Source organism: Amycolatopsis sp. 195334CR (assembly GCF_017309385.1).
In the GTDB taxonomy this organism is placed as follows: domain Bacteria; phylum Actinomycetota; class Actinomycetes; order Mycobacteriales; family Pseudonocardiaceae; genus Amycolatopsis.
On record NZ_JAFJMJ010000004.1, the window covers coordinates 346,362 to 363,166 of the forward strand.

Below are 16,805 nucleotides of genomic sequence, written 5' to 3' on the forward strand. Positions count from 1 at the left end.
TCGGTCAGTGCGTGACGGTAGCCAACGCCGGGCGGCGCAGGAGCACGTGGGTGAACCCGGCGGCGAGCGCGAGCACCCCGGCGGCCACCAGCATCACCACCACGTACCCGGTGTCGAAGCCGCTCGACGCGGTGATGCCGGTGAGCAGGCTGCCGAGCAGCGCGACCGCGGTGAGGCTGCCGAACTCGTAGGACACCTCCTCCACCGAGGAGGCCATGCCCGCCCGGTGCGCGGGCGCGTTGCCGATGATCGCGCTGGAGGCGACCGCCATCGGCAGGCCGAGCCCGGCGCCGGTGAGCACCATGCCCGCCACCACCCAGCCGAGCCCGGCGCCCAGGCCCGCCACGGTCACCAGCACCCCGGCGGCGCCGATCAGCAGCCCGCCGGCGATGAGCGGCCGCAGTCCCGTGCGGTGCAGGATCGCGCCACCGGCCAGCGCGGTGGGCAGTGAGCCGAGCGCCGCCGCGGCGACCAGCAGCCCGGCCTCCAGCGGGCTGAACCCGGCGACGAGCTGGAAGCGCTGGGTGGTCGCCAGCTGGATGCCTGCCAGCGCGAACATGGCCACGCCCGCGGCGACCACGCCCGAGCTGAACGCGGGGTTGCGGAAGATCGCGAAGTCGAGCAGCGGGTAGGGCAGGCGCCGTTGCCGCCGGGTGAACAGCACGAACCCGGTGACGGCCACCAGCAGCGCGGCGGCCAGCACGGGCCACGACGCCGGCGCCTTCGCCAGTTCCTTGATCGCGAACACCAGTCCGGCCAGCCCGGCCATCGCCTGCAGCGAGGACAGCAGGTCCCACCGCTTCGACGGGTCGGGCGTGCCCCGGGGTGCGACGAGCAGCGTCGCGACGAAGGCCAGCACGACCACCGGGACGTTGACCAGGAACACCGAACCCCACCAGAAGTGCCGGAGCAGCACCCCGCCGACGATCGGGCCGAGCGCGGCGCCGACCACGGAAATGCTGCCCCACACCGCGATCGCCAGGTTGCGCTCGCGTTCGTCGGTGAAGGCGATGCGGATGAGCGCGAGCGTGGCGGGCATCATCGCGGCCGCGCCGACCGCGAGCAGCGCCCGCCCGGCGATGAGCAGCGCGGGGTCCGGCGCGAACGCCGCCACCACGGACGCGGCGCCGAAGATCCCCAGCCCGACCAGGAACATCCGGCGGTGGCCGACGCGGTCGCCCAGTGTGCCCGCGCCGAGCAGCAGCCCGGCCATCACCAGCGGGTAGGCGTTGATGATCCACAGGCCCTCGGTGTCGTCCGCGCCGAGTTCACGGGTCAGCGTCGGGAGGGCCGTGTACAGGATCGAATTGTCCAGCGTGATCAGCAGCAGTCCGGCCGCGACCGTGACCAGCAGGCTCCACCGCCGCGCTCCACTCAGCACCATGGCTCAAACTATACCTTCCATCCGGTACAGTTTGCCCGGGTGAGTCCGGTCACCCCCGGGCGTCCGGTGTCCGCGCTCCGCGTCGCGGTACCGCCGTCGGGGTGTAGTGGGCCGAATTGTGACTGTTCCCGCGTAACAGGCGAGTTCGCGAGGGCGACCTAGGAGCAAAACCTTCGGAAAAAAGGTGGTGTGCGATGTCGGGGGAATCGCCAATTTCCTGGTTGGGCGCGCTCCACGGAATGGCTGCCTCGGTCGGGATTGTTTCGTCACTGGTCGGGCTGGCGGAATCCAGTGTGGTCGACGGATTGAATGTACTCGGCATTGCCGGAATCGCCACGCTGATCGTCGGCGGCGGTTTCTATGCGACCCGCGGTGCGGACCGGGCCGAGCGGGTGCGCGGCACGGTGCTGGTGTCCTCGATCGCTGCTGTCGTCGCGGTGGTGCTGTTCCTGCTCGGTGACGGGCTGGACCCCGGCGAGCGCGGATTCGGCCCGCTGGCTGCTTCCGGGGTGGCGACCGTGGCCTGCGGGGTGCTGGTTCTCGTGCTCGCCACCCGTGGGCACCGCGCCGAGAAAGTACCGGAAACGAAACTGTGCCCGGAATGTGCTAACCGGGTGCTCGCGGCGGCCAGGAAATGCCGGTACTGCGAGCACTTCTTCTCATTGTTGTACTAAGGCGGCGATGATTTCGTAGGAGTGGCGGCGGTCGGCGTGGTGGTGGACCGGGGTGGTCACCATCACTTCGCCGGTACCGGTTTCCTCGACGAGTTCTCGCAGCAGTTTCGCCACCTTTCCCGGGCCGCCGGTGAGCACGCGGTCCGAGCGGGTGGCGATGGTGGCGCGGTCGTCGTCGGTGTAGGGGTAGGCCGCCGCGTCTTCGGGGCTGGGCAGCTGGATCCGCTTGCCGCGCAAGCGGCTGAGCACCTTCAACCGCGTCGAACCGGCGAGCCATTCGGCGCGCTCGTCGGTGTCGGCGGCGATGACGGACACGCTGACCAAGCTCGTCGGCTCGGTGGCGTACCCGGAAGGGCGGAAGTTCGCCCGGTAGGCACGCAGCGCGCGCCCGGCCTCGGCGGGATTGAGGTGGTGCGCGAAGGCGTAGGACAGCCCGAGCTCGCCCGCCAGTTCGGCGCTGGTGGCCGACGAGCCGAGCAGCCACAGGTCCGGCACGTTCCCGCCGAGCACGGGAATCGCCTTGACCGGCGCGTCTTCCGCGGGGTGGAGGAAGGACCGCAGCTCGTCGAGTTGCTGTGCGAAGGGTTTCGCCGTCCGCTCGCGTTCGGGCCGGACCACCGCCACCGCGTGCGGTGCCCCGCCGGGCGCCCGGCCGATGCCGAGGTCGATGCGCCCCGGGTGGAACGCGGCGAGCGTGCCGAACTGCTCGGCCACCACGATCGGCGCGTGATTCGGCAGCAACACGCCGCCGGCGCCGACGCGCAGGTGCCGCGTGAGGTTCGCGAGGTGGCCGACGACCACCGCGGGCGCGGAACTGGCGACCCCGCGCATCCCGTGGTGCTCCGGCACCCAGTACCGGTGGAACCCCAGCGCGTCGGCGAGCTGTGCGAGGTCGACCGTGTTGCGCAGCGCCTGCCCCGGTGTCGACCCCTGCACGATCGGCGAGGTGTCCAGCACCGACAAGCGCACGGCCGCCCCTCCGATCCCCCCGTTCAGGAAACGGTAATGGAGGGGCTGAAGACCGGGTTCTGCGGCACCGTCGGGTGGAGGTAGCACGCCATGGTGATGGAGACCCACTGATTCGTGGCCTGCCGGTGGAACTCGGCGTCGAACAGCAGCTCGGCGGTCGCGACCGTGGCGCTGCCGGGCGCACCGGCGGTGATGGCGGGCACCGTCGTGGCCCCCGATTGGGCGAACGGGATCACCATCGGGCCACCGGCGGGGAACAGCGTGTCCGGCACATTGAGGTAGTTGGCGGCCGTGGGGGACAGGGTGGCGCCGGTGGTCCGGAAGAAGAGGAACGCGTCACCGCGGATGCCGTCCCAGCCCGCCTTCGCGAACTGCTCGTGCGTTTCCGGGGAGAAGGTGACCGAGCCACCCACGCCCGTCGGGGTGAAGGTGCTGCCCGATGGCACCGAATCCGGCGCGTCGAACCGGGCTTCGACGGTGGCGTACTGCGGCGGCAGGCTGGGCGGCGAACAGCGGTAGGTCACCGGCGCGGCCGTGCCGGTGCGGTAGGTGATCGTGGCGGCGGACGCCGGTGCGGTCGTGCCCAGTACCCCCACCGCGAAAACGGCGGCGACGGTGGCCATGCGTGCGAACATCGCGACTCCCCAGTCTCGGTTGCCCGGAAGCTACTGGCGGCCGGGACCGGGGGACAAGGCCGCTCGTGGATCTTGTCGAAGAGTGCGAATTCCGCCTGCCGCCGGTGTGCCGGAATGACAATTACCCGGCTTCGGCGAGCGAGAGGCTGTTGCCGTCGGGATCGAGCACGACGACGTGGCGCACACCGTTGTCGTAGGTCTCGACCGGTTCGTGGCCGATGCCGTGCGCGGACAGGCGGGCCAGGATGTCGTCGAGGCCGGTGACGCCCAGGGTGAGCAGGGCGCCGCCGGCCCGTTCGGGGTGCGCGTCGACCACGATCCACGCGTGTTCGCTGAGTTGCCACAGCGCTTCGGTGCCGATGATCTCGTCGGCGGGGCGGCCGAAGAACACCGCGAACCAGTCGAGCGCGGCGGAGCGGTCGGTCACCGGGATGCAGCAGTACAGGTCCATACCGGTGTTGACCGCCGCCGCGGCGGGAACTCATCGGCCGTACGGTGGGGCCGTGCGCATCGTTTCGCTGCTGCCCGCCGCCACGGACTTCGTCGCCGTGCTCGGCCGGTTGCCGTGGCTGGCCGGCCGCACCCACGAATGCGACTGGCCGGCCGAGGTGGCCGGGGTCCCGGTGGTCACGCGCAGCGAGATCGACCACGATCGGATGACCAGCCGCGAGATCTCGGCCGCGGTGGGCGGTGCGCACCGGGGTTCGTCGCTGTACTCCCTCGATCTCGACCGGCTCGCCGAGGCCGCCGCGGACGTGGTGCTGACGCAGGACCTGTGCGAGGTCTGCGCGATCTCCTACCGCCGCGTCTCGGAGGCGGTGCGGGAACTGGACGCCGGTTCGCGGGTACTCAGCCTCGAACCACGCACGCTCGACGACGTGCTCGACTGCCTGCGCCGAGTGGGCGAAGCACTCGACGCCGAGCACGCCGCCGCGGTCGAGGAGGAGAAGCTGCGGGCCCGGCTCGATGCCGTGCGGGCCCGCGTCGCCGGACGGCCGCGGCCCCGGGTGGTGGCGCTGGAGTGGCTGGACCCGCTGTGGCCCGCCGGGCATTGGGTGCCGGAGCAGATCGAGGCGGCGGGCGGGCTTCCGTTGCTGGCGCGGGCGGGGGAGCACACGCGGCCGGTGACCTGGGAAGCGGTGACCGCCGCGCGGCCGGACGTCCTCCTCCTGCTGCCGTGCGGGTTCCCGCCGGAGCGCACCCGGGCGGAACTGCACCTGCTGACCGGGCTGCCGGGCTGGGCGGACCTGCCCGCGGTCCGGTCGGGCCGGGTCCACCTGCTCGACGGGCCCGCCTACTTCAACCGGCCCGGCCCGCGCGTGGTGCGCGGCACGGAGATCCTGGCGGACTTGCTGCACGGGTGATCGGCGCACTGGACGCTATAGTGAACGCCCTACCGCAAAACGTACGGTTTACAGAACGGAAGGCCGGGCCGTGGAGACCTCCGACCCCTCGGTGCGGGACCTGCTGGCGGCGAACATCAAGCGCGCCAGGGCGGACCGCGGGCTGTCGCTGTCCGAGCTGTCGCGCCGCTCGTCGATCGGCAAGGCCACCTTGTCCCAGCTCGAATCCGGCGCGGGCAACCCGACCATCGAGACGGTGTTCAGCCTGTCCAGGGCGCTGGAGCTGCCGATCTCCGATCTGCTCGAGAGCAGCCACCACGGCGGCATGACGGTGGTGCGCGGGCAGGAGCAGGAGGTGCTCGCCGGCGAGGCGGTGGAACTGCGGATGCTGCGGCGCATCGAGTCCGACGGGGTCATCTTCGAGGTCTACGACCAGCGCGTGCGCGGGGCGGCCAGCCAGCGCTCGCTCGGGCACGTCGGCACCGAGCGCACCATCGTGCAGGCGGGCAGGCTGCGCGTCGAGGTCGGCGGGAGCACCGCCGAACTGGGGCCGAGCGATTCGGTCGCCTTCGACGCCTCGCTCCCGCACAGCTACCAGGCGATCGGCGGCGAGGTGCGGTCGGTGCTGCTGCTCCAGTACCGGGGCGGCAGCAGCCCGCACGCCTGAGCCGAGGGGTGTGTTGACAGTCACCCCGGGCCCGGCCTAGCCTCGGCCACGTTCGGTTTAACGAACGGCGGAGGTTCGATGTACGGAACGCGAGCGGTGGTGATCGGCGCCGGGATCGTCGGGGCCGCGTGCGCTCGCGAACTGTCCGCCGAGGGGTTCGAGGTGACCGTGGTCGACCGCGGTCGTCCCGGTGGTGCGACCACCGCCCACGGGGAGGGCAACGTCCTGGTCTCCGACAAGGGCCCCGGTCCGGAACTCGAACTGGCCCGCCTTTCGCGGCGCCTGTGGCCCGAGGTGCTCGCCGGACTGCCCGCCGCCGACGGGGTCGAATGGGACGCCAAGGGCGGGATCGTCGTGGCCACCACGGAAGCCGGGGCGCGTGCGCTCACCGAGTTCGCCGAGGGGCAGCGTGCCGCCGGGATCGTCGCCGAGCCGATGGACGCCGGCGCGCTCGCCGCCGCCGAACCGCACCTGACCCGGGACGTGACCGCCGCGATCCACTACCCGGAGGACGCGCAGGTGCAGCCGGTCGCGGCGGCGACCGCGCTGCTCGCCGCCGCGGAGGTCACGTTGTACACGCGCTGCGAAGTCATCGGCGTGCTCACCGGATCCGGTGGTGTCACGGGAATCCGCACCACCAGCGGAGAACTGCCCGCCGACGTGGTGGTGAACGCGGCCGGTCCGTGGGCGGGGGAGTTGTCGGCGGTGCTCGGCGCGCCGATCGACGTCCGGCCGCGCCGGGGCGAGGTGCTGGTGACCACGCCGATGCCGCCGACGGTGTTCCACAAGGTCTACGACGCGGACTACGTCGGTGCGGTCGGCAGCGGTTCGGCGGAACTGCAGACGTCGGCGGTGGTCGAGTCGACGAAGGCGGGGACGATCCTGCTGGGGTCCTCCCGTCGTCAGGTCGGGTTCGACGACCGGCTGCACGTCGGGGCGTTGTCGGCGATCGCCGCGAAGGCGCTGCGGTTGTTCCCCGGTTTGGCGGGGGTGCCGGTGATGCGGGCTTACGGGGGTTTCCGGCCGTTCGTGCCCGACCACCTGCCGGTGATCGGCGCCGATCCGCGGTTGCCGGGGTTGTGGCACGCGAGCGGGCACGAAGGTGCGGGGATCGGGTTGTCCGTCGGGACCGGGCGGGTGCTGCGGGACCTGGTCGCCGGGCGGCGGCCGGAGATCGACGCTTCGCCGTTCCGGGTCGATCGCCCGGCGGTGCTGGGAGGTGGCCGATGAGCCCGAGGCTGGTGCCCGGCGGCGCGGACCGGGTGGGGCGGCGGGACCGGCCGATCCGGGTGACCGTCGACGGGGTGGAGGTGTCCGGTGTGGACGGTCAGACGATCGCCGGGGTGCTGCTGGCCGCGGGGAAGACGGCCTGGCGCACCGATCCGGCGGGCGAGCCGCGCGGGGTGTTCTGCGGGATCGGCGCCTGCTTCGACTGCGTGGTCACCGTGGGGGACGAGCGGGATGTCCGAGCCTGCCGCCGCCGCGCCCACGATGGTGACGAGATCCGCACCCAATCCCGCCTGGAGGACCGATGACTCGACGGCGACGATGACTCGCGTGGTGATGGCCGCTGGTCGGGCGGGGTGGGCGATCGAACGGGGAGTGGAGGCGTGACGGCTCGTGTGGTGATGGCCGCTGGTCGGGCGCGGGTGGTGACCTGATGAGTGGCGAGGTGGGCGACCGAGCAGGAGGGGAGAGGCGATGACTCACGTGGTGATCGTCGGGGCGGGGCCGGCGGGGATGGCGGCGGCTGAAGCGGCGTTGCGCGCCGGAGCTCAGGTGAGCCTGCTCGACGCGGCCGAACAGCCCGGCGGTCAGTACCACCGGATGCTCCCCACCGCCTTCCGGGCTGAGCGGCCCCAGACCATCCACCACGGCTGGCGTGCCTTCGACCGCCGCCGGGGTTGGGTGTTGGGGCACCCCCGCTGCACCTGGCTGAACGAGACCGCCGTGTGGTCGCTGGAACCCCGCGACGACCAGCCCCCGCGAGTGCGAGCGTTGCGCGGCATCGCGGACGGCGCCGATCGGGAAAGCATCACGCTCCACCCGGACGCGCTCGTGCTGGCCACCGGCGCGCACGATCGGGTGGTGCCCTTCCCCGGCTGGACGTTGCCCGGGGTGTTCACCGCCGGCGCGGCACAGGCGCTGGCGAAGGGCGAGCGGCTGGCCGTCGGCGAGAACGTCGTGGTGTCCGGCACCGGCCCCTTCCTGCTCCCCGTCGCCGCCTCGCTGGTGCAAGTGGACACCCGCGTCCAAGCCGTCTTCGAAGCCAACCAGCCTCGGACCGTGCTGCGCGGCTGGACCCGCAACCCGAAAGAACTGCTGCCACACCTCGGGAAAACCGCCGAACTCGCCGGATACGCGGCCGGTCAGCTCCGCCACCGCGTGCCCTACCGGATGGGCCGCGCGGTCATCGAGGCCCGCGGTGACGGCCGGGTCGAAGAGGTGGTGGTGGCCCGGTTGCGCCCCGACTGGACGATCATCCCGGGCACCGAGCGCACCCTCACCACCGACGCCGTGTGCGTCGGCCACGGGTTCACCGCGCAGCTCGAACTCCCCGCCGCCGCCGGCTGCGAACTCGGGGGCGACTCGGTGCTGGTGGACGCGGGCCAGCGCACCAGCCGCCCCGGCGTGTTCGCCGCCGGGGAGATCACCGGGATCGCCGGTGCACCGTCCGCTGTGGACAGTGGAACGGTGGCGGGCTGGCTGGCCGCCGGCGGCGATCCCGGGCGGATCACCGGGGCGCTGCGCCGCCGGGACCGCGGCCGCGCCTTCGGCCGCCGGCTCGCCGAAGCCCACCCGATCGGCCCCGGCTGGACGAGCTGGCTGCGCCCGGACACGGTGGTCTGCCGCTGCGAAGCCGTCGACCACGCCTGCCTGACCCGCGCGCTGACCACCCCCGTCACCGCCGGCGCCCGCTCGGTCAAGCTCGCCACCCGGGCCGGGCTCGGGCCCTGCCAAGGCCGGATCTGCGGCCCCGCCGTCGCCGCACTCAGCGCCGCGGCCGGTGCCGAAGTGGGCCGATCGCACCACCGGCCGATCGCCCAGCCCATCCGGCTCGGCGAGCTGGCGAACCTGCGAACAGAGGAGAACCGTTGAGCACCAGGGAGAACCTCGGTGGCGTCGTCGTGGCGACCGCCCTTCCGTACAAAGAGGACAGTTCCGCGCCCGCCGGGCTCGCGGTGGACTACGACCGCTACGCCGAGCACTGCCGCTGGCTGATCGACAACGGCTGCCACGGCATCGGCCCGAACGGCTCGCTCGGCGAGTACTCCTCGCTCACCGACGAGGAACGCCGCCGCGTCGCGCGCACCGCCATCGAAGCCGTCGGCGACGACGGGATCGTCGTGGTCGGCGTGCACGGGGTCGGTTCGCACCAGGCGAAGCACTGGGCCGAACTCGCCGCCGAGGACGGCGCGCACGGGGTCCTCTGCCTGCCGCCGACGATGTACCGCGCCAACCGCGGCGAGGTGCTGGCGCACTTCGAGGCGGTGGCCTCGGCGGGCCTGCCGGTGATGGTCTACAACAACCCGCACGACACCAAGGTCGACCTGACCCCCGAACTGCTCGGCGAGATCGCGCGGATCGAGAACGTCGTCGCGGTCAAGGAGTTCTCCGGCGATGTGCGGCGGGTGCTGGAGATCAAGGAGCACGCGCCGGACCTGGCCGTGATCAGCGGCGCCGACGACGTCGCGCTGGAGATGTTGCTGATGGGCTCCACCGGCTGGTTCGCCGGATTCCCCAACGTCGTCCCGGCCGAGTCCGTCGAACTGTACGAACTGGCCCTCAACGGCGACCTGACCCGGGCCCGCGCGCTGTATGAACCGCTGGTGGCCGCGTTCCGCTGGGACTCGCGCACCGAGTTCGTCCAGGCGATCAAGCTGGGCATGGACCTCGTCGGACGGTACGGCGGACCGTGTCGCCCACCCCGCGGGCCGCTGATCCCGGCACACGACGACCAGGTGCGCGCGGACCTGGCGCGGGCGATCGACGCGCTGGCGGGGCGGTCCTGATGCGCTCGATCCGGACGCTGAGCGCGGTCGACTCGCACACCGAGGGCATGCCGACCCGGGTGATCACCGGGGGAGTGGCGCCGATCCCCGGTGACACCATGGCCGCCCGCCGCCGCCACTTCATCGACCACCTCGACGACCTGCGCCGGTTCCTGGTCGACGAACCGCGCGGCCACCCGGCGATGAGCGGGGCGATCCTCCAGCCGCCGACCCGGCCCGACGCCGACTGGGGCGTGCTCTACGTCGAGGTCAGCGGCGTGCTGCCGATGTGCGGGCACGGCACCATCGGGGTGGCCACCGTGCTGGTGGAGACCGGCATGGTGCCGGTGACCGAGCCGGAGACGCTGGTCCGCCTGGACACCCCGGCCGGGCTGGTGCACGCCAGGGTCGAGGTGCGCGACGGCGTGGCCGAGCGGGTGACCCTGCGCAACGTCGACGCCTTCGCCGTCGAACTCGACGCCACGGTGCCCGTGCCCGGCCTCGGCGAGGTCCGCTACGACATGGCCTACGGCGGCAACTTCTACGCCGTGGTGGACCTGGAGAGCGTCGGCCTGCCGTTCGACCGGGCGCGCAAGCACGACATCCTCGACGCCGGGCTGCGCATCATGGCCGCGGTGAACGAGCACAATCGGCCGCAGCACCCGGTGGACGAGCACATCGGCGGCTGCAAGCACGTTCAGTTCCTCGCGCCCGGCTCGGACGCGAAGCTCTCCCGCAACGCGATGGCCATCCACCCCGGCTGGTTCGACCGGTCGCCGTGCGGCACCGGCACCTCGGCGAGGATGGCGCAGCTGCACGCGCGGGGCGAACTGCCGCTGCACACCGAGTTCGTCAACGAGTCGTTCATCGGGACCAGGTTCACCGGGCAGCTGCTCGGCACCACGGAGGTCGGCGGGCTGCCCGCGGTGGTGCCCGAGTTCTCCGGCCGCGCGTGGATCACCGGCACGGCGAACTACCTGCTCGATCCGCGCGACCCGTTCCCCACCGGCTTCGTGCTCTGACCCGAAGGTGGCTTCGGGGGCGGGACCCCCCGAAGCCACCTTCGTCCCCTCGGTTCCGCCTCAGCGCTTGGGCGTGGTGCCCGTTTTCGGTTCCGCCATTTCCTGGACTCCCCCTTCGGTTGCCTCGGTTCCGGGTCAAGGCAAGCGGGGAGCCGGGTGCCCCGGCAACGGTTCCGGGTGTGCGGGACTGTCCCGGACACCCCCGCTGAGCAGCGCCAGCGTCTGCTTCCACCGCTGGACAACCACGGTGACCTCGGCGTCCGGGTCGACCACGCGGCTCAGCGCGGTCCCGGTCAGCAGGTCGATGGTGAACTGGGCCAGCGTCGGCACCCGCGGGTCGCCGTCGCCCACGCGCTCGATGATCGCCCGGCGCGCGGCGGTGATCACGCGCTGCTGCACCGGCGCGAGCGCGGCTCGGAGGTCGGGATCGGTGCGCGAGGCGACCCACAGTTCCAGCGCCGCGGAGAACGCCGGGCTCTGCAGGTCCCGCCAGACGAGGTCGACCACGCCGTCCCAGCCACCGGCCGCCGGTTCGGTGCCGGAACCGAGGACCCGCATCCGGCGCTCGGCGATGTCGTCGACCACCGCGGCCATCAGCGTCGCGCGGGTGGGGAAGTGGTGCAACAGTGTGCCGCGTGCCACACCGGCGCGCTGCTGCACCGCGCCGACCGTGGTGGCCGCGTAGCCGCCGTCCAGCAAACAGGCGTAAGCCGCCTCGATCAGTCGCGCCCGCGTCGCCGTGGCGCGGTCCTGGCGGGGTGTGGACACCGGGCCACTCTACTGGCACGATCCCGAAACGGTCTGATCGGACTGCTTTTGCCGGAGGGTGAGCGATGAACAGGTGGCGCACAGCCCGGACGGTCGCGACCGCACTGGTGCGCACCGCGTTCACGCGTGCGAAAAGCGCGACCACGGCGGACCTGCCGGAGGTGCCCGCGCCGGACGGGATCGACGGCTACGCCCGCCACGTCACCGCCAGCGGCGCGGTCGCGGCCGAGCCGGCCGCGGTGGTCGACCTCGCCCGCGACCTCGGCCGCACCCACGAATGGCTGACCCTGCACGCGGCCTGGCGCGGTGAACGGCCGGAGCGGATCGAGCCCGGCGCGGAGTTCGTGCAGCAGATCCGGCTGATGGACATCCCCGCCCAGGCCAGGTGGGTGGTCGAACGGGCCGACGAGCACGGGTTCGCCCTGCGCGGGACCGGGCCGATGGGCATCACGCTCGGCCTGTGGTGCTCCGTGCGACCGGCCCCGGACGGCGCGGTCCTCCGCCTGGACGGCGCGCTGGACGGGGCACCCGTGCGCGGCCCGGTCGGGTCGACCGCCGTGCACAGCGTCGAACGGGCACTCCACGAATCCATCTCCGCGCTCGCCGAACTGGTCCAGGGCACGAAGGGGCGGCGGCTTTCCGTGTCGTCCGAACCGATCCGCCACGAGCGCAGCGGCACGTTGATCGACCCGCGCACGCCGGTCGTGGTGGGCGTCGGGCAGGTGGTGAACCGGCGCCCGGACCTCGACGCACCCCGCGAGCCGGTCGCGCTCGCCGCCGAGGCGTTGCGCGCGGCCGCCGCCGACGCGGGTGCCGACCTGCTGGCCCAGGCGGATCTGGTCTACGCGGTGCCGAGCGCGTCCTGGAGCTACGCCGACCAAGCGGGCGCGGTCGCCGAACTCGTCGGCGCCACCCGGGCGATGACCGTGCAGACCAGCGCCCAGGGCGGTGACGGCGGGCAGCTCGCGATCAACGACGCCGCCCAGGAGATCATCGACGGCCGGGCGGAGATCGCGCTCATCTCGGGTGCGGAGGCCGGGGCCACGATGGCCGCGCTCAAGCAGGATCCCGGCTGGACCCGGCAACCGGAGAACGCCGCCCCCGACCGGAAGATCGGCCAGGACCGGCCCGCCAACAACGAAGCCGAGACGGCCGTGGGCCTCGGCGCGCCGATCTTCGTCTACCCGCTGCTGGAGTCGGCCCTGCGGGGCCGCGCCGGAACCGCGCCCGACGAGCACCGCGACCGGATCGCCGGACTCTGGTCGCGCTTTTCGCAGGTGGCCGCGTTGAACCCGTACGCGTGGGACCCGACCGCGCGCACCCCCGAGGAGATCGCCACCCCGACCGAGCGCAACCGCTGGGTCAGCGACCCGTACACCAAACTCCTCTGCGCCAACCTCCAGGTCGACCTCGCCGCGGCGGTGGTGGTGACCAGCGCGGGCGCGGCACACGCGGCGGGCGTGCCGCAGGACCGCTGGGTTTTCGTGCATGCCGGGGCGTCGGCCACCGAGGAGTGGTTCGTCTCCGAACGGGCCGACCTGGCCGAATCCCCGGCCATCGCGGCTGCCGGAGCCGCCGCGCTCGGCCACGCCGGGATCACCGCGGCCGAACTCGGCCCGGTGGACCTCTACTCGTGCTTCCCGGCCGCGGTCCAGCTGGCGGCGAACGCGCTCGGCCTGCCGTGGGACGACCCGGACCGGCCGCTGAGCGTCACCGGCGGGCTCACCTCCGCGGGCGGGCCGGGCAACAACTACGGGACGCACGCCGTGGCGTCGATCGTGCCGCTGCTGCGGGACGCGCCCGCCGAGGTCGGCCTCACCACCTCGCTCGGCTGGTACGCGACGAAGCATTCCGTCGGCGTCTACTCCGCGACACCGCCGAAGAAGGCGTTCGCGCACCTGCGCCCGGCGTTCACCCGTCCGGCCACCCGCCCCGCGCTGACCGAACTGGACGGTGAGGGCGTGGTCGAAGCGGCCACCCTGGTCTACCGGCCGGACGGCGAGCCCGAGGCGATGCTGCTCAGCGTGCTCACCGACGACGGCGCCCGGGTGTTGTTGCGACGGGAGGAAACACGCGACCTCCTGCGCTGCCGCGTCCGCGTCGCCGACGGCCGGATCGAGGTCGTCGACCGCGAACGCCAGGAACTGCCGCCCCCGCCCGACGCGCCCGTGCGCACCGAGCGCCGGGGCCCGGACGGCCAGATCGCGGTCATCACGCTCGACCGCCCGCCGGTGCGCAACGCGGTGAACCGGCGCCTGGCGCTGGCGCTGGAGCAGGCCGTCGACGACGCCGAAGCCGACCCGTCCGTGCGCGTCCTGGTGCTGACCGGCGCCGGGGGCACCTTCTGCGCCGGCATGGACCTGGCCGAGGCGAACCGGGGCGCGGTGCCGGTCACCGATCGCCGGGGCCCGCTGGGGCTGACCGCCGAACCGCCGGTCAAGCCGGCCATCGCCGCGGTCGAGGGCGCCGCGCTCGCCGGTGGCTTCGAACTGGCGCTCTGCGCCGACTTCATCGTGGCCGCCGAGGACGCGGTTTTCGGGCTGCCGGAAGCGAAACGCGGCCTGCTGGCGGCCGCGGGCGGGCTCTGGCGGACGGCCACGCGGCTGCCCCGCGCGGTCGCGCTCGAACTCGCGCTGGTCGCCGAACCGCTGTCCGCCGGACGCCTCGCCGGGCTCGGGCTGGTCAACCGGGTGGTGCCGCCGGGCACCGCGCTCGAAGCGGCGCTGGAGCTCGCGGGCACGATCGCGGCCAACGCACCGTTGTCGGTTCGCGTCGGCAAGGAGATGATCGACGCCGCGCCCGGCTGGGCCCCCGAGGAAGGTTTCGCCCGGCAGAGCGAGCTGGCCGGTCCGGTGCTTTTGTCCGATGATGCACGCGAAGGGATCGCGGCGTTCGCCGAGCGCCGGGCCCCGGTCTGGTCCGGCCGCTGATCCACCCGTTCCGCCGCCCCCGTTCCGCCGCCACGAAGGAGCCAGTCCCATGAGCGCCGAGTTCGTCGACCACCTCGAGCCCAGCGTGGCCGTCCAGTTCCTGAACCGGGTCGCCGAGACCCCGGATCGGGAGGCGTTCCGCTACCCGGCCGGCGAGGGCTGGAAGTCGGTGACCTGGCGGCAGGCCAGTGACGAGGTCCGCAGGCTGGCCGCCGGGCTGCTCTCGCTCGGCCTGGAACCGGAGCAGCGCGTCGGCATCGCCTCGGGCACCCGCTACGAGTGGATCCTCGCCGATCTGGCGATCATGTGCGCCGGTGGCGCGACCACCACCGTCTACCAGACCACGAACGCCGAGGACACCGCCTACATCCTCGGGGACGCCGAATGCCGCGTGCTCTTCGCCGAGGACGACGAGCAGATCGCCAAGGTGACCGCGAACCGCGCGTCCCTGCCGAAGCTGGCCAAGGTGGTCACCTTCGACGGCAAGGCCGACGGCGACTTCGTGCTCGGCCTGGACGCGCTGGCCGAACTCGGGGACGCCTACCTCGCCGAGCACCCGAAGGCCGTCGAGGAGACCGCCGCCGCGATCCAGCCGGACCAGCTGGCCACGCTGATCTACACCTCCGGCACCACCGGCAAGCCGAAGGGCGTCCGGCTCAAGCACCGCGGCTGGGTCTACGAGGGCGCGGCGATCAAGGTGCAGGAGATCCTCGACGAGACCGACCTGCAGCTGCTGTGGCTGCCGATGGCGCACGCCTTCGGCAAGGTGCTGCTCTCGGCGCAGCTCGCCTGCGGTTTCGCCACCGCCATCGACGGCCGCGTGGACAAGATCGTGGACAACTGCGCGGCGGTGAAGCCGACCTTCATGGGCGCGGCCCCGCGCATCTTCGAGAAGGCCTACGCGCGCATCCAGACCATGCAGGCCGCCGAGGGCGGGGTGAAGGAGAAGCTGTTCACCCAGGCGTTCGCGGACGGGCTGCGGGTGGACGAACTCCGGCGCCAGGGCAAGCCGGTGCCGCCGCTGCTGAAGCTGCGGCACGGGTTGTTCGACAAGCTGGTGTTCAGCAAGGTGCGGGAGCGCTTCGGCGGCCGGGTGCGGTTCTTCATCTCCGGCTCGGCGGCGCTCAACCGCGACATCGCGCAGTGGTTCCACGCCGCGGGCATCCTCATCCTCGAGGGCTACGGCATGACCGAGAACACCGCCGGCGCGGCGGTGAACCACCCGGACACCAACCGGTTCGGCACGGTCGGGCGGGCGCTGCCCGGCGCCGAGGTCAAGATCGGCGAGAACGACGAGGTGCTGCTGCGCGGCCCGCACATCATGGCGGGGTACCACAACCTGCCCGAGGAGACGGCGAACTCGTTCACCGAGGACGGCTGGCTGCGCACCGGGGACAAGGGCAGCCTCGACGAGGACGGTTTCCTCACCATCACCGGCAGGCTCAAGGACCTGTTCAAGACCTCCGGCGGGAAGTACGTGGCGCCCACCGCGATCGAATCGAAGTTCGCCGCGATCTGCCCGTACGCCAGCCAGTTCCTGGTGTTCGGCGACCAGCGGAACTTCGTGGTCGCGCTGATCACCCTGGACCCGGACGCGATCGCCTCGTGGGCGGGGGAGCACGGCATGGCGGGCAAGAGCTACCACGAGATCGTGCGCTCCGAGGAGGTGCGCGCGATGGTCGCCGGGTACGTCGACCAGCTCAACGCCGGGCTCAACCGGTGGGAAACGGTCAAGAAGTGGGAGATCCTCGACAACGACCTCAGCATCGAGTCCGGGGAGCTGACCCCGTCGATGAAGGTCAAGCGCAACGTGGTCGCCACCAACAACGCCAAGCTGCTGGCAGCGTTCTACGAGTGATCGGGGCGTAGTCCCGAAATCAGCACCGCGACCAGCTTGCGGGCGTCGTAGCTGGGGCCCGCGCCGATGCAGAGGTTGCCGACGCCGCGCATGAGTTCCAGCGCGGCCAGCTCGGTGCGGATCTCCCCGGCCTCGGTCGCCGCTTCGAGGAGCTGCGCGCACACCGGCACCAGCCGGTCGAGGAAGTAGGCGTGCAGCGCCTCGAACCCGCTGTCGTCCGACTGCATGGCGGCGGCCAGGCCGTGCTTGGTCACCAGGAAGTCGACGAACCGGTCGATCCACCGCGTCAGCGCGGCGTACGGCGAGTCGTTCGCCGCCAGCAGGGTGGGCCCGGCTTCGGCGCAGGCGTCGACCTGGTGCCGGTAGACCGCGATCACCAGGTCCGCCCTGGTCGGGAAGTGGCGGTAGATGGTGCCCATGCCGACGCCCGCCCTGGCCGCGATCTCCCGCACCGGAGCGTCCACACCGGACTCGACGAAAACCGCGGCCGCCGCGTCCAGCAGGGTCTTCTCGTTGCGCCGCGCGTCCGCGCGCTTGGACCGGGGTCCGTCGTTCACCGTGCC

Annotated in this window: 16 protein-coding genes; 10 read left to right on the forward strand and 6 right to left on the reverse strand. The window is 72.5% G+C overall.

Annotated elements, in window-relative coordinates; translation table 11 throughout:
* Positions 1–4: 4 nt before the first annotated feature.
* Positions 5–1,384, reverse strand: a complete 1,380-nt coding sequence (locus JYK18_RS45385) for an MFS transporter (RefSeq protein WP_206810495.1) — start codon at positions 1,382–1,384, stop codon at positions 5–7.
* Between the two features lie 194 nt (positions 1,385–1,578).
* Between JYK18_RS45385 and JYK18_RS45390 the strand changes: the two genes are divergently transcribed.
* Complete coding sequence (locus JYK18_RS45390) at positions 1,579–2,058, forward strand: hypothetical protein (RefSeq protein WP_206810497.1); 480 nt, start codon at positions 1,579–1,581, stop codon at positions 2,056–2,058.
* Here the strand turns inward: JYK18_RS45390 and JYK18_RS45395 are convergent.
* The 3 genes from JYK18_RS45395 to JYK18_RS45405 form a co-directional block, all read right to left on the reverse strand.
* Positions 2,044–3,027, reverse strand: a complete 984-nt coding sequence (locus tag JYK18_RS45395) for an LLM class flavin-dependent oxidoreductase (protein WP_206810499.1) — start codon at positions 3,025–3,027, stop codon at positions 2,044–2,046. The two genes, JYK18_RS45390 and JYK18_RS45395, sit on opposite strands and share 15 nt — an antisense overlap.
* A gap of 23 nt (positions 3,028–3,050) precedes the next feature.
* The gene (locus JYK18_RS45400) at positions 3,051–3,662 is read right to left on the reverse strand and encodes a DUF6801 domain-containing protein (protein WP_206810501.1); all 612 of its coding nucleotides are present in this window, start codon (positions 3,660–3,662) and stop codon (positions 3,051–3,053) included.
* Between the two features lie 121 nt (positions 3,663–3,783).
* Complete coding sequence (locus JYK18_RS45405) at positions 3,784–4,113, reverse strand: VOC family protein (RefSeq protein ID WP_206810503.1); 330 nt, start codon at positions 4,111–4,113, stop codon at positions 3,784–3,786.
* Positions 4,114–4,165: 52 nt separating this feature from the next.
* Between JYK18_RS45405 and JYK18_RS45410 the strand changes: the two genes are divergently transcribed.
* From JYK18_RS45410 to JYK18_RS45440, 7 genes are all read left to right on the forward strand, one after another.
* Positions 4,166–5,026 (forward strand): cobalamin-binding protein, encoded by an 861-nt coding sequence (locus JYK18_RS45410; protein ID WP_206810505.1) that lies wholly within the window; start codon positions 4,166–4,168, stop codon positions 5,024–5,026.
* Positions 5,027–5,096: 70 nt separating this feature from the next.
* On the forward strand, positions 5,097–5,672 hold the full coding sequence (locus JYK18_RS45415; protein ID WP_206810509.1) for a helix-turn-helix domain-containing protein: 576 nt from the start codon (positions 5,097–5,099) through the stop codon (positions 5,670–5,672).
* A gap of 78 nt (positions 5,673–5,750) precedes the next feature.
* Positions 5,751–6,902 carry an FAD-binding oxidoreductase gene (locus tag JYK18_RS45420; RefSeq protein ID WP_206810511.1) on the forward strand — a complete coding sequence of 384 codons (1,152 nt, stop codon included), beginning with the start codon at positions 5,751–5,753 and terminating at the stop codon, positions 6,900–6,902.
* Complete coding sequence (locus JYK18_RS45425) at positions 6,899–7,207, forward strand: (2Fe-2S)-binding protein (protein WP_206810512.1); 309 nt, start codon at positions 6,899–6,901, stop codon at positions 7,205–7,207. Before JYK18_RS45420 ends, JYK18_RS45425 begins: the two co-directional genes overlap by 4 nt.
* A 166-nt stretch (positions 7,208–7,373) precedes the next feature.
* Entirely contained in the window at positions 7,374–8,771 is a 1,398-nt protein-coding gene (locus JYK18_RS45430; protein ID WP_206810513.1) for an FAD-dependent oxidoreductase, read from the forward strand.
* The gene (locus JYK18_RS45435) at positions 8,768–9,685 is read left to right on the forward strand and encodes a dihydrodipicolinate synthase family protein (protein ID WP_206810514.1); all 918 of its coding nucleotides are present in this window, start codon (positions 8,768–8,770) and stop codon (positions 9,683–9,685) included. Before JYK18_RS45430 ends, JYK18_RS45435 begins: the two co-directional genes overlap by 4 nt.
* Positions 9,685–10,686 (forward strand): proline racemase family protein, encoded by a 1,002-nt coding sequence (locus tag JYK18_RS45440; RefSeq protein ID WP_206810515.1) that lies wholly within the window; start codon positions 9,685–9,687, stop codon positions 10,684–10,686. Before JYK18_RS45435 ends, JYK18_RS45440 begins: the two co-directional genes overlap by 1 nt.
* Positions 10,687–10,821: 135 nt before the next feature.
* On the opposite strand, the gene JYK18_RS45445 is transcribed toward JYK18_RS45440, so the two are convergent.
* Positions 10,822–11,454, reverse strand: a complete 633-nt coding sequence (locus JYK18_RS45445) for a TetR/AcrR family transcriptional regulator (RefSeq protein WP_206810516.1) — start codon at positions 11,452–11,454, stop codon at positions 10,822–10,824.
* Between the two features lie 65 nt (positions 11,455–11,519).
* Here JYK18_RS45445 and JYK18_RS48235 point away from each other — a divergent pair, with 65 nt between their 5' ends.
* Positions 11,520–14,384 carry a crotonase/enoyl-CoA hydratase family protein gene (locus tag JYK18_RS48235; protein ID WP_206810517.1) on the forward strand — a complete coding sequence of 955 codons (2,865 nt, stop codon included), beginning with the start codon at positions 11,520–11,522 and terminating at the stop codon, positions 14,382–14,384.
* Positions 14,385–14,433: 49 nt separating this feature from the next.
* Positions 14,434–16,242, forward strand: a complete 1,809-nt coding sequence (locus tag JYK18_RS45455) for a long-chain fatty acid--CoA ligase (protein WP_206810518.1) — start codon at positions 14,434–14,436, stop codon at positions 16,240–16,242.
* Here JYK18_RS45455 and JYK18_RS45460 read toward each other — a convergent pair.
* Positions 16,233–16,799, reverse strand: coding sequence for a TetR/AcrR family transcriptional regulator (locus tag JYK18_RS45460; RefSeq protein ID WP_206810520.1), 567 nt, complete (start codon positions 16,797–16,799; stop codon positions 16,233–16,235). The two genes, JYK18_RS45455 and JYK18_RS45460, sit on opposite strands and share 10 nt — an antisense overlap.
* Between the last annotated feature and the right edge of the window lie 6 nt (positions 16,800–16,805).

Bases quoted from the DNA above. Each gene is read 5' to 3' on its own strand.
- JYK18_RS45400 (WP_206810501.1), bottom strand. From the start codon at position 3,662: ATGTTCGCACGCATGGCCACCGTCGCCGCCGTTTTCGCGGTGGGGGTA.
- JYK18_RS45440 (WP_206810515.1), top strand. From the start codon at position 9,685: ATGCGCTCGATCCGGACGCTGAGCGCGGTCGACTCGCACACCGAGGGC.
- JYK18_RS45405 (WP_206810503.1), bottom strand. From the start codon at position 4,113: ATGGACCTGTACTGCTGCATCCCGGTGACCGACCGCTCCGCCGCGCTC.
- JYK18_RS45385 (WP_206810495.1), bottom strand. From the start codon at position 1,384: ATGGTGCTGAGTGGAGCGCGGCGGTGGAGCCTGCTGGTCACGGTCGCG.
- JYK18_RS45455 (WP_206810518.1), top strand. From the start codon at position 14,434: ATGAGCGCCGAGTTCGTCGACCACCTCGAGCCCAGCGTGGCCGTCCAG.
- JYK18_RS45420 (WP_206810511.1), top strand. From the start codon at position 5,751: ATGTACGGAACGCGAGCGGTGGTGATCGGCGCCGGGATCGTCGGGGCC.
- JYK18_RS48235 (WP_206810517.1), top strand. From the start codon at position 11,520: ATGAACAGGTGGCGCACAGCCCGGACGGTCGCGACCGCACTGGTGCGC.
- JYK18_RS45430 (WP_206810513.1), top strand. From the start codon at position 7,374: ATGACTCACGTGGTGATCGTCGGGGCGGGGCCGGCGGGGATGGCGGCG.
- JYK18_RS45425 (WP_206810512.1), top strand. From the start codon at position 6,899: ATGAGCCCGAGGCTGGTGCCCGGCGGCGCGGACCGGGTGGGGCGGCGG.
- JYK18_RS45390 (WP_206810497.1), top strand. From the start codon at position 1,579: ATGTCGGGGGAATCGCCAATTTCCTGGTTGGGCGCGCTCCACGGAATG.